This window comes from Streptomyces sp. WY228, from assembly GCF_019287315.1.
In the GTDB taxonomy this organism is placed as follows: Bacteria; Actinomycetota; Actinomycetes; order Streptomycetales; family Streptomycetaceae; genus Streptomyces; species Streptomyces caviscabies.
This window is the reverse complement of sequence record NZ_CP079114.1, coordinates 5,975,400-5,988,093: the sequence shown is the minus strand read 5'-3', so window position 1 is coordinate 5,988,093 and position 12,694 is coordinate 5,975,400. Positions and strand designations below refer to the sequence as shown.

Genomic DNA, 12,694 nt, shown 5'->3' with positions numbered 1-12,694 from the left:
CCGCCCGCGGCGAGAACCGCCGCCGACCTCCCGAAGCCACCCGAGGCGATGACGCTCGCGGAGCGACGCCGGCAGGTGGAGCGGGAGCGGGACGAGCTGTCACCCCTGAGGGCCTATGCCGATGCCCCCTCGATCGAGAAGCCGGCCGGCCCGCCGCACGCCCGGCCGTCGAAGCCCGCCGAGCGCGGCCCTGCGTCCGCCGCACCCGAGGACAGAGCTGCCGCACCACCCGGCGCACAGGCGACGGGGAACCCGACCTGGATCACCTCGCGGGCCATCGCCTACCCGGGCAAGCTATCGATCGGCGGTCAGCTCAAGCTGCCCACGGCGACGGCGTCCTCGTACTCCGGCATGTGGTTCTACGTCGTCGACGAGGCGGGCAACTTCGTCCACCAGCAGGAGATCAAGCGGTCCACCGACGATCCGGTGGGCCGTTACGTGGACAACGGGGTCTGGTGCTACGGGTGGTGGGCCGGCAACTCCTACCCGGCCGACCAGTGCTTCTGGTGGAGCGGAAGCGACCTGAGCGGTCATCTGAAGGACGGCACGAAGTACTACACCTGGGTCTTCCTCACCGGCGCGGACGGAACGTCGAGCCCGAGCGGCACCACCTCTCCACTGGTGGAGGCGTTCTACACCCCCGACATCCCCGGGGCGCAGGCCGGCATCTGCACCTGCTACGCGCAGGCCCACCGCGCCGACCCCGTCAACACCGCGACCGGGATGTTCTTCGAGCAGCTCACCGATGCCTCGCTGGTCGGCCCCGGTGTACCGCTGATCCTGGAGCGCACCTACCGCTCCGACTCGGCGGCCGCCGGCCTGCTGGGGCGCGGCTGGGCGACGCCGTTCGACTCGAAGCTGACGGTCGCGACGGGGAAGGTGACCTACCGCGCGGACGACGGGGCGTCGTTCGTCTTCACGCAGAAGAGCGACGGGACGTACACCGCTCCGGCCGGATCAGCGGTCAAACTGGCCCGGGGCACCAGTGACTTCACCCTCACCGCCCCCGACCACACCCGGCACACCTTCTCGGGCACCGGACAGCTCACCTCGCTGGTCGACCGGGCCGGAGAAGGACTGACCTTGACCTACGCCTCCGGCAGGCTCGCCTCCGTCAAGGACGCCGCCGGCCGCACCACCACGTTCACCGTCGGCACCGACGGCCTGCTGGCCAAGGTGGCCCTGCCGGACGCGACAACCGTGACGTACGACTACACCGGCGGTCTGCTGACCTCGGTGACGGACCCGGCGGGCAAGGTCTCCTCGTACGCGTACGACTCCGGGAAGCGGCTGTCCTCGTACACCGACCCTGCAGGCGGGACGGTCCGCAACGTCTACGACGCCTCCGGCCGGATCACGTCCCAGACCGACCAGAGGGGCAAGATCACCACCTTCACCCGGGACGGCAGCCGCGAGTCGCACACCACGGCCCCCGACGGGGGCGTCTGGACGGACGTCTACTCCGGTAACGTCCTGATGTCTTCCATCGATCCCTACGGCAAGAGCGTCACCTACGACTACGACCGCGAGCTGCGGCCCGTCGCGATCACCGACCAGCGCGGCAACACCACGACAATGACGTACGACAGCGCCGGCCGGATGCTCACCCGGAAGGCCCCGTCGGCCCTCGGATACGAGGAGAGCTGGACCTACGACAGCGCGGGCAACGTCACCGGCCATACCGACGGCCGCCGCAACCGGACGGCGTACGCGTACAACGCGTCGAACCAGCTGAAGTCCACGACGGACCCGATGGGCGGCGTCACCCACTACACCCACACCGCACTCGGCGCCCTCGCGACCGTCACCACCCCGCGCGGGAAGACCACGGCCTACGGCTACGACGCGGCGGGCAACCGAACCTCGGTCACCACCCCTCTGGGCAACAGGACGACGTTCACGTACGACGCGGCCGGGCGGGTTGTGTCCCGGACGGACCCGCGCGGCAACGTCACAGGCGCCACCCCGGCCGCTTACACCACGGCGTACGCCTACGACGGGCGCGGGCTGCTCAGCTCGGCGACCGACCCGCTGGGCCACACCACACGCTACGAGTACAACGGCGCCGAGCAGTTGACTTCGGCGAAGGACCCGGCGGGCCACACCACCGCCTACGTCTACGACGACGCCGGGAACCTGACCCGGACGACCGACGCGACGGGCAAGTCCGTCACCCGGACCTACGACACCGGCGGACGCCTCGCCTCGGAGACCGACGCCCTCGGCAACAAGGCCACCTACACCTACGACAAGGTGGGCCGATTGCTCACGGCCGTCGCGCCACGCGGAAACGCCCCCGGGGCCGATCCGGCCGCCTACACGACGAGTTACGGCTACGACGCGGCGGGCAACCGCACCCGGGTCACCGACCCCGCCGGCAAGACCACCACGACCACCTACGACGCGGTCAACCGGGCGCTGGTGGTCACCGACCCACTGAAGCACACCACCGGGTACGCCTACGACGCCAACGACAACGTCACCAGGGTCACCGACGCACTCGGCAAGGCGGTCACCTCCGCGTATGACGAGAACAACCGGCTGTCCAGCACCACCGACCAACTGACGAAGACCACCACGTACGCCTACGACGACGACGGCAACCTGCTCAGCCGCACCTCGCCCCTGGGCAACAAGGAGAGCTGGACCTACGACGACGACGGCCGCCGGGCCACCGCCATTGACCCGCGCGGCAACGCCGCCGGGGCCACTCCCACCCAATACGCCACTTCCTACGGCTACGACCCGGCGGGCAACCCGACCACCGTCGAGGATCCGCTCGGCGGTAAGGGCAGCACGACGTTCGACGCGGTCGGCAACGTCACCGGACGCAGCGACGCCGACGGGCGCCGGACCTCGTACGGCTACGACGACCTCGACCGGCTCACCACCGTCACCGCACCCGGCGGAGCGGTCACGGCCTACGCCTACGACACGGTCGGCAACCTCACCAGCCGGACCGACGCCAACGACCACGTGACCGTCTACGGCTACGACGACGCCCGCCGCCTCACCACGGTCACCGACCCACTGGAGCGGGTGACGCGTTACGCGTACGACGCCGACTCGCACCTGACCGGGAAGACCACCCCGCGCGGCTCGACCGGCTACACCTTCGACCAGCGCGGTCTGCCCACGAAGATCGACTACTCGGACACGACACCGGACGTCACCTTCGGATACGACGACGCCGGGCGGATGACCGCACGGGCCAACGCGACGATCTCCGAGGACTTCGGCTACGACGCGGTCGGCAACCTCACCAAGACCCGTGGCTTCGCCTACACCTACGACGCCGCCGGGCAGATACTCACCCGTAAGTACTCCGACGGCAACACCATCGCGTACACCTACGACCCCGACGGCCGCACGGCCACCATGAAGGCCGACGGCACGACCACCACGTACAGCTGGGACCAGGCGGGCCGCCTCACCGGATCGGCGCTGCCCAACACCGAGACCGAGAACCGCACGTACGACCGGGCCGGCCGCCTGACGGCGGTCACCACCATCAAGGCGGGCACAACGATCACCCGGACCGCGCAGACCCTGTCGGCGGCGGGCCTGCCCACCCGCACGGACGTCACCCGGGCCGGAGTCGGCACAGGCGGCTGGGACCTGACGTACGACGTGGCGGGGCGCCTTGCCTCCGGCTGCTACCCGCAGCCCTGGATCGCGGGCTGTGCGGCGAGCCGCACTACGTCCTACACATACGACGAGGTCGGAAACCGCCTGACCTCCACGCTCGGCACCACGTCGACCTCGTACGCGTACGATGCGGCCGACCAGCTCACCTCGACCACGACGGGCGCCACGACGACCCCGCACACGTACGACGCGGAGGGCAACCGGGCCAAGGCGGGTGCGAACACCTACACCTACGACCTGGCCGGACGAATGTCCGCCGCCAGCATCGCGGGTTCCGGCTACGCCTACGACCACGACGCGACCGGGAACCAGGTCGCCGTGTCCAAGGGCGGCACGGTCACCAACCGCACCCAGTGGGACCCCAACGGTCCGTTGCCGGTCCTGGCGACCGAGTACGACAGCGCCTGGACGGCCAAACAGTCCTACCGGTACGACCCCCTGGGCCAGCCCGCCTCCACAAGGAACGGTGCGGGCGCGGTCTTCTACTACCACCACGACTCCCAGGGCTCGCCGGTCGGCGTCACCAGCGCCAACGGGGCCCTGCATCAGCGCTGGGCCTACGACCCGTACGGCACCCGCGTCCTGGGGACCACCGTCGGCGGGGCCCCGGCGAGCACCCCGTCCTACACCGGTGCCCGCTACGAGGCGAGCACCGGCGACCTCGACCTCCACGCCCGCCAGTACACCCCGTCCACCGGCCGCTTCGACCGTCCCGATCCGGCCACGAGGAGTCTGACCACCCCGTACGTCTCCGGCTACGCGTACGCCGACAACCAGCCCACCGTTCTCACCGACCCGAGCGGGCTGACCCCTGTGCCGGGCGACGACGGCAACGGCCATGTCGACAGCCTCGGCGAGGGGCTGAAGATCTTCGGCAACGGCTTCGTGCAAGGGCTAAAGTTGCCCTTCGAATTCGTCGGAGACCTCCATGGCGCCTTCACCGGCCAAAACGGCGGCGCTGGCGCCTTCGTCGACAAGTACCTCCCCGTTCGCCCGGCCTACCGCCTCTACCGCGCGGAGTACATGCTCCGCCAGCAGGGCTGCGACGCGCTCGCGGACCTGTACGGGGAGGCCGCGGAGGAACTGACTCAGCAGATCGCCGTGACCGGGATCGGGGGACTCACGGGATGGCGGCGGACCGCCGTGACTCCCGAACTGCGCGGGCACGACATACCCACACACGGCAAGGGTGTGGGCCCCGCCGCGGAACGGCTCCCCGGCGGACGCCCCGACGGGCAGGCCGTCGTCGCCGGCCACGGTTGGTACGTCCGCGGCACCGGGGACACCGACATGCCCAGTGGCACCTGGGGATACTTCTACGTGGCGGATGGCGTTGGCCTTCGCCAGTCCGTCGGTCTCGCGATAGAGCAGGGGAAGAAGATCAAACCCACGGAGATCGTCGGCCCGGGCAAGTCGCTCCCGGACTACACCGTGGCGCCCGGGTCCGACCTGAGAATGCTGAGCGGCTCCATCACGGTGAGCAAGGAGACCTTGCTCAGTGAGATCCTCAAACCCCATATGGGCCCGGTCCATCTGGCGATCTGCCGGAAACACTGCGACCCGCGACGCTGAGGGACAGCACATGAGCCACTACCCCGATCTGTCACCGTACTCCTACGACGAGTCACCCCGCGCCATGCTCAACGTCGGATGGCTGCATCCCCAACACGGATACGCCACCGGCGTCGTGGACGAACGGGTGGTGCAGGCGTTGGTGATCCTCAGCTCCACCTACGAGAACCAGATGCGCGGCTTTCACAGGTGCGAGTTCTGCGACACGGACCGGGTCTCCGTCTCCGGCGGGCCGAACGGGGACACCCGGGTATGGCTCGGCTCGGCGGAGATCCGGGTGACGGGGGAGGACGGAACCATCTACGCCGCTCCGAACCTGGTCATCCACTACATCACCGCGCACCGCTACCGCCCGCCCGAGGGATTCTGCCGTGCGGCGGTCGGAGCGGCGGGAATCGATGCGCCCGGACCGTTGAGTCTGGTCGACTAGCACTCTCGGCCGTGCCCGGCCACCTCACGACGGCCGGGCACGGCCCCGGGCACCGCCTCTGCCCTGAGGACGGGGGCGGCGCCCACGCCGCACCGGGGCCGTCAACACGTGCTCAGGAGCTCAGGCGCTCCCCGTCAGCCCCGCCACCAGCTCGTCCGCCGCCGCGTACGGGTCCAGGCTCCCGGCCACGATGCGCTCGGCCAGGGCCTGCAGGCGGCGGTCGCCGCGCAGGTCGGCGATCTTCTCGCGGAGTGCGGTGACGGCGATCGTCTCGACCTCGTGGGCGGCGCGGGCGGTGCGGCGCTCGGCGAGGACGCCGTGCTCCTCCATCCAGGCCCGGTGCTTCTCCAGCGCCTCGACGACCTCGTCGGTGCCCTGGCCCCGGGCCGCGACCGTCTTCACGATCGGGGGGCGCCAGTCGCCGGGGCCCCGGGACTCGCCCAGGCCCAGCATGTGGTTCAGCTCGCGGGCCGTGGCGTCCGCGCCGTCGCGGTCCGCCTTGTTGACCACGTAGACGTCGCCGATCTCCAGGATTCCGGCCTTGGCCGCCTGGATGCCGTCGCCCATGCCCGGGGCGAGCAGCACCACGGAGGTGTCGGCCTGGGACGCGATCTCCACCTCGGACTGGCCGACGCCGACCGTCTCGACGAGGACCACGTCGCAGCCCGCCGCGTCCAGCACCCGGATAGCCTGCGGGGCGGACCAGGCGAGGCCGCCGAGGTGGCCCCGGGTCGCCATGGAGCGGATGTAGACGCCCGGGTCGGAGACATGGTCCGCCATCCGGATCCGGTCGCCCAGCAGCGCGCCGCCGGAGAACGGCGAGGACGGGTCGACGGCGAGGACGCCGACCCGCTTGCCCGCCCGGCGGTAGGCGGTGACCAGGGCCGAGGTGGAGGTGGACTTGCCGACGCCGGGCGAGCCCGTGAGCCCGACGACGTAGGCGTGGCCGGCCAGCGGCGCCAGCGCGGCCATCACCTCCCGCAGCTGCGGGGACGCCCCCTCCACCAGCGAGATCAGCCGGGCCACCGCACGCGGCCTGCCTGCTCGCGCCTGTTCGACCAGCGTGGGGACGTCCACGTCCACGTTCACCGCTCCGTATCTCTCGATCTCTCGCCCTCGTGACCGTTACGGGTGTTACTTGCCCGGAACACGGATGATCAGCGCGTCGCCCTGGCCGCCGCCACCGCACAGCGCCGCGGCGCCCGTGCCGCCGCCGCGCCGCTTCAGCTCCAGCGCCAGGTGCAGGACGACCCGGGCGCCGGACATCCCGATGGGGTGGCCGAGCGCGATGGCGCCGCCGTTGACGTTGACCTTGTCCGAGGTGACGCCCAGGTCCTTCATGGACTGGACGGCGACCGCGGCGAACGCCTCGTTGATCTCGATCAGGTCGAGGTCGTCGACGGTCAGGCCGTCCTTCTTCAGGGCGTGCTTGATGGCGTTGGACGGCTGCGACTGGAGGGAGTTGTCGGGGCCGGCGACGTTTCCGTGGGCGCCGATCTCGGCGATCCAGTCGAGGCCCAGCTCCTCGGCCCTGGCCTTGCTCATCACGACGACGGCGGCGGCGCCGTCGGAGATCTGCGAGGAGGTGCCGGCGGTGATCGTGCCGTCCTTGGCGAAGGCGGGGCGCAGCTTGCCGAGGGTCTCCACGGTCGTCTCGGCGCGGATGCCCTCGTCCTTGGCGAACAGGACCGGGTCGCCCTTGCGCTGCGGGATCTCGACCGGGGTGATCTCCGCCTCGAAGAGGCCGTTCTTCTGGGCGGCGGCGGCCCGCTGGTGGGACAGCGCGCCGATCTCGTCCTGGGCGGCGCGGTCGAGCCCGAGACGCCCGTTGTGCTTCTCGGTGGACTCTCCCATCGGGATGTTCTCGTACGCGTCGGTGAGACCGTCGTACGCCATCGAGTCCAGCATCTCGATCGCGCCGTACTTGTAGCCCTCGCGGGACTTCGGCAGCAGGTGCGGGGCGTTGGTCATCGACTCCTGGCCGCCCGCGACCACCACGTCGAACTCCCCGGCGCGGATGAGCTGGTCGGCCAGCGCGATGGCGTCGAGGCCGGAGAGACACACCTTGTTGACGGTGAGCGCGGGGACGTTCATCGGGATGCCGGCCTTGATCGCGGCCTGCCGGGCGGGAATCTGGCCCGCGCCGGCCGTGAGCACCTGGCCCATGATCACGTACTGGACCTGGTCGCCGCCGATGCCGGCCCGGTCCAGGGCGGCCTTGATCGCGACGCCGCCGAGCTCGGCGGCGGAGAAGCTCTTCAGGGAGCCGAGGAGACGGCCCATGGGCGTCCGGGCGCCCGCGACGATCACTGAGGTGGTGGTACCGGTCGTTGCTGGCATGGGCACGGCCCCTTGGGATCGGATGTGAACGAGGGTTTACCTGAATGTACTGAGCCCTCCCGCGCCCGTCATCCGGCTACCGGTGTGACGGCGCGCACGTTGCGTAACCATGGCGGGAGCAGGGCGCTCGATCCATGCTGAATCCATGCTGACGCGAATCGACCACATCGGGATCGCCTGTTTCGACCTGGACAAGACGGTTGAGTTCTACCGTGCCACGTACGGTTTCGAGGTGTTCCACTCCGAGATCAACGAGGAGCAGGGCGTCCGGGAGGCGATGCTCAAGATCAACGAGACCTCGGACGGCGGTGCTTCGTACCTCCAGCTGCTGGAGCCGACCCGGGAGGACTCGGCCGTGGGCAAGTGGCTGGCGAAGAACGGGGAGGGCGTGCACCACATCGCCTTCGGTACGGAGGATGTGGACGGGGACGCCGCGGACATCCGCGAGAAGGGCGTCCGGGTGCTGTACGACGAGCCCAGGACGGGGTCCATGGGGTCCCGGATCACCTTCCTGCACCCCAAGGACTGCCACGGCGTCCTCACCGAACTGGTCACGAGCAGGGCGGACCACTGACCCCCGCATACCCGGCCCGGTAGAGTGGGCGGTTCCGGGCCGGGGCCGGGTCGGGGCCGTACCGCGTCCTCGTCGTTTGTCTGTCACCATTCCCCGGGGGACCGCTCGTCGGCGGGCCCCCGTGTGCAGAGTTGCGACCAGGGTTGGGGTCTCCCCTGCTCGAAGAGTGTGAGAGCTCGGGGAAGGATGGGACCGCGCAGTGCGGGGCTACGAACGCCAGGAGAGCCACCGAGCTGAAGACGACCATCTCTCGCGGTTCGAAGCCGAGATGGACCGGCTGAAGACCGACCGGGAGAAGGCCGTCCAGCACGCCGAGGACCTCGGTTACCAGGTCGAGGTCTTGCGTGCCAAGCTGCACGAGGCCCGGCGCAATCTCGCGACCCGTCCCGCCTACGACAGCGCGGACATCGGCTACCAGGCCGAGCAGATGCTGCGGAACGCGCAGATCCAGGCCGAGCAGATGCGCACCGACGCCGAGCGCGAGCTGCGCGAGGCCCGGGCCCAGACGCAGCGGATCCTGCAGGAGCACGCCGAGCACCAGGCGCGTCTCCAGGCCGAGTTGCACACCGAGGCCGTCCAGCGCAGGCAGCGGCTCGACCAGGAGCTGGCGGAGCGTCGCCAGACCGTCGAGTCGCACGTCAACGAGAACGTCGCCTGGGCCGAACAGCTGCGCGCCCGCACCGAGTCGCAGGCCCGCCGGCTGCTGGAGGAGTCCCGCGCCGAGGCCGAGCAGGCGCTGGCCGCCGCCCGCGACGAGGCCGCCCGGCTGGCCGAGGAGACCCGTCGGCGGACCGGCTCGGAGACCGAGACCGCCCGGGCCGAAGCCGAAGCGATCCTGCTGCGCGCCCGCAAGGACGCCGAGCGTCTGCTCGGGGCCGCCTCCGCCCAGGCGCAGGAGGCCACCAGCCACGCGGAGCAGCTGCGCTCCAGCACCACCGCGGAGACCGACCAGGCCCGCCAGCAGACCGCCGAGCTGAACCGCACCGCCGAGCAGCGCCTCTCGGAGGCCGAGACCCGGCTGCGCGAGTCCCGCCTGGAGGCCGAGAAGGTCCTCGCCGAGGCGAAGGAGGCCGCCGCCAAGCAGTTGGCCGCCGCCGAGTCGCAGAACGAACAGCGCACCCGTACGGCCAAGTCGGAGATCGCCCGGCTGGTCGGCGAGGCCACCCAGAGCACCGAGGCGCTCAAGGAGGAGGCCGAACAGGCCCTCGCCGACGCCCGGGCCGAGGCGGAGCGGCTGGTCGCCGAGGCCGGCGAGAAAGCCCGTACGGTCGCCGCCGAGGACGCCGCCGCCCAGCTGGCGAAGGCGGCCCGCAGCGCCGAGGAGGTGCTCACCAAGGCCTCCGAGGACGCGAAGTCGACCACGAAGGCGGCGAGCGAGGAGGCCGAGCGGATCCGCCGCGAGGCGGCGGCCGAGGCGGACCGGCTGCGCGGCGAGGCCGCCGAGCAGGCCGACGAGCTCAAGGGCGCGGCCAAGGACGACACCAAGGAGTACCGGGCCAAGACGGTCGAGCTCCAGGAGGAGGCCCGCCGGCTGCGCGGCGAGGCCGAGCAGCTGCGCTCCGAGGCGGTCGCCGAGGGCGAGCGGATCCGGGGCGAGGCCCGCCGCGAGGCGGTCCAGCAGCTGGAGGAGGGCGCCCGCACCGCCGAGGAGCTGCTGACCAAGGCCCGCTCCGACGCGGACGAGCTGCGCACCAAGGCGAACGGCGAGAGCGAGCGGATCCGCGCCGAGGCCGCCGAGCGCGCCGCGACCCTGCGCAAGCAGGCCGAGGAGACGCTGGAGCGCACCCGGACCGAGGCCGACGAGCTGCGGGCCGAGGCCGAGGAGCAGGCGGCGGCCGTCACGGAGGCGGCCGAGCGCGCCGCGGCCGAGCTGCGCGCGGAGACCGAGCGCGGTGTCGCCGCCCGGCAGGCCGAGGCCGCCGACGAGCTGACCCGGCTGCACACCGAGGCCGAGGCGAAGCTCGCCGCCGCCGAGGAGGCGCTCGGCGAGGCCCGCACCGAGGCCGAGCGGATCCGCCGCGAGACGAACGAGGAGTCGGAGCGGCAGCGCGCCGAGGCCGCCGAGCGGCTGCGGGCGCTGACCGAGCAGGCCGAGGCGGAGGCCGAGCGGCTGCGCGACGAGGCCGCCGCCGACGCCTCGCAGTCGCGTGCCGAGGGCGAGAACGTCGCCGTACGGCTGCGGAGCGAGGCGGCCGCGGAGGCCGAGCGGCTCAAGTCCGAGGCCCAGGAGAGCGCCGACCGGGTGCGCGCCGAGGCCGCGGCCGCCGCCGAGCGGGTCGGGGCCGAGGCCGCCGAGGCGCTGGCCGCCGCCAAGGAGGAGGCCACCCGCCGCCGCCGGGAGGCCGAGGAGATCCTCGACGGGGCCCGTACCGAGGCGGAGCAGGAGCGCGAGCGGGCCCGCGAGCAGAGCGAGGAGCTGCTCGCCTCCGCCCGCAAGCGGGTCGAGGAGGCCCAGGCCGAGGCGGACCGGCTGGTCGAGGAGGCGGACGCCCGGGCGACCGAGCTGGTCTCGGCGGCCGAGCAGACCGCCCAGCAGGTACGGGACTCCGTCTCGGGTCTGCAGGAGCAGGCCGAGGAGGAGATCGCCGGGCTGCGTTCGACGGCGGAGCACGTCGCGGAGCGCACCCGTACCGAGGCGCAGGAGGAGGCGGACCGGGTCCGCGCCGACGCGCACGCGGAGCGGGAGCGGGCCTCCGAGGACGCGGTACGCCTGCGTCAGGAGGCGAACGAGGAGGCGGACCGGCTCCGGCGCGAGGCGCACGAGGAGGCCGAGGCCGCCAAGGCGCTGGCAGAGCGGACGGTCTCCGAGGCGATCACCGAGTCCGAGCGGCTGCGCGCGGACACCTCCGAGTACAGCCAGCGGATGCGCACCGAGGCGTCCGACGCCCTGGCGTCGGCGGAGCAGGACGCCTCGCGCGCCCGTGCCGAGGCCCGGCAGGACGCCAACCGGATCCGTTCGGAGGCGGCGGCCCAGTCGGACCTGCTGATCGGCGAGTCGACCACCGAGAGCGAGCGCATCCGCAACGAGGCGGCCCAGGCCTCCGAGCAGCTCGTCGTCGAGGCCACCACGGAGGCCAACCGCCGCCGGGCCGAGTCCACCGAGAAGGCGGACCGGATGCTGGCCGAGGCGGCGGCCGAGTCCGAGCGGCTGCGCAGTGAGGCGGCCGAACGGCTGGGCTCCGCGCAGGAGCACGCGGCCCGCACCCACGAGGAGGCGGCACGGCTGCGCGCGGAGGCGGAGTCGGCGGCGGAGGAGCTGCGCGCCCAGGCCCGCCAGGAGGCGGACCGGCTGCTGGACGAGGCGCGCGAGGCGGCGGCGAAACGCCGGGCGGACGCGGCCGAGCAGGCGGACCAGCTCATCAACAAGGCGCGGGAAGAGGCGCTGCGTACGGCCACCGAGGCCGAGACGCAGTCCGACACGATGGTCGGCGCGGCCCGCAAGGAGGCCCAGCGGATCACCTCGGAGGCGACCGTCGAGGGCAACACCCTGGTGGAGCGCGCCCGGACCGACGCGGACGAACTGCTGGTCGGCGCCCGGCGCGACGCGACCCAGATCCGGGAGCGGGCCGAGGAGCTGCGGACCCGGCTGGAGAGCGAGATCGAGGAGCTGCACGAGCGGGCCCGCCGGGAGACGTCCGAGCAGATGAAGACCGCCGGCGAGCGCGTCGACAACCTGATGAAGGCGGCGACCGAGCAGCGCGACGAGGCCGAGGCGAAGGCCAAGGAGCTGATGGCGGAGGCCAATTCGGAGGCGAGCAAGGTCCGTATCGCCGCGGTGAAGCGGGCCGAGTCGCTGCTGAAGGAGGCCGAGACCAAGAAGGCCGAGCTGATCCGCGAGGCGGAGAAGCTGCGCGCCGACGCCGAGGCCGAGGCGAAGGCCACGGTCGACGAGGGCAAACGCGAGCTGGACGTCCTGGTGCGCAGGCGCGAGGACATCAATGCGGAGATCTCCCGTGTCCAGGACGTGCTCGAAGCGTTGGAGTCTTTCGAGACTCCGACCGGGGGCGGGAAACCGGCCGGCGGTTCCGCGGGGGGCGCCAAGGCCCCGGCGGCGGCGGGGACCCGATCGGGGGGCAAGTCGTCCGAGCGGTAGCCGATCCGCGGTGCGCCGTGGTTCGCCATGGACATTC

Annotated in this window: 6 protein-coding genes; 4 read left to right on the top strand and 2 right to left on the bottom strand. The window is 71.9% G+C overall.

Translation table 11 applies throughout. The features are described from left to right. Nucleotides 1-48: 48 nt before the first annotated feature. Entirely contained in the window at nucleotides 49-5,220 is a 5,172-nt protein-coding gene (locus tag KV381_RS26310; protein ID WP_218787301.1) for a DUF6531 domain-containing protein, read from the top strand. 10 nt (nucleotides 5,221-5,230) lie between these two features. After that, entirely contained in the window at nucleotides 5,231-5,650 is a 420-nt protein-coding gene (locus KV381_RS26305; RefSeq protein ID WP_218786555.1) for a hypothetical protein, read from the top strand. 120 nt (nucleotides 5,651-5,770) lie between these two features. On the opposite strand, the gene meaB is transcribed toward KV381_RS26305, so the two are convergent. Then, nucleotides 5,771-6,739 carry a methylmalonyl Co-A mutase-associated GTPase MeaB gene (meaB, locus tag KV381_RS26300; protein WP_179889457.1) on the bottom strand — a complete coding sequence of 323 codons (969 nt, stop codon included), beginning with the start codon at nucleotides 6,737-6,739 and terminating at the stop codon, nucleotides 5,771-5,773. Between the two features lie 45 nt (nucleotides 6,740-6,784). Beyond that, nucleotides 6,785-7,960, bottom strand: coding sequence for an acetyl-CoA C-acetyltransferase (locus KV381_RS26295; RefSeq protein ID WP_181008075.1), 1,176 nt, complete (start codon nucleotides 7,958-7,960; stop codon nucleotides 6,785-6,787). 175 nt (nucleotides 7,961-8,135) lie between these two features. On the opposite strand from KV381_RS26295, the gene mce reads away from it, so the two are divergent. Together mce and scy are read left to right on the top strand one after the other, a co-directional pair. Further along, the gene (gene mce / locus KV381_RS26290) at nucleotides 8,136-8,564 is read left to right on the top strand and encodes a methylmalonyl-CoA epimerase (RefSeq protein WP_030079275.1); all 429 of its coding nucleotides are present in this window, start codon (nucleotides 8,136-8,138) and stop codon (nucleotides 8,562-8,564) included. A gap of 199 nt (nucleotides 8,565-8,763) precedes the next feature. Next, nucleotides 8,764-12,657 (top strand): polarized growth protein Scy, encoded by a 3,894-nt coding sequence (gene scy, locus KV381_RS26285; protein ID WP_218786553.1) that lies wholly within the window; start codon nucleotides 8,764-8,766, stop codon nucleotides 12,655-12,657. Nucleotides 12,658-12,694: the final 37 nt, after the last annotated feature.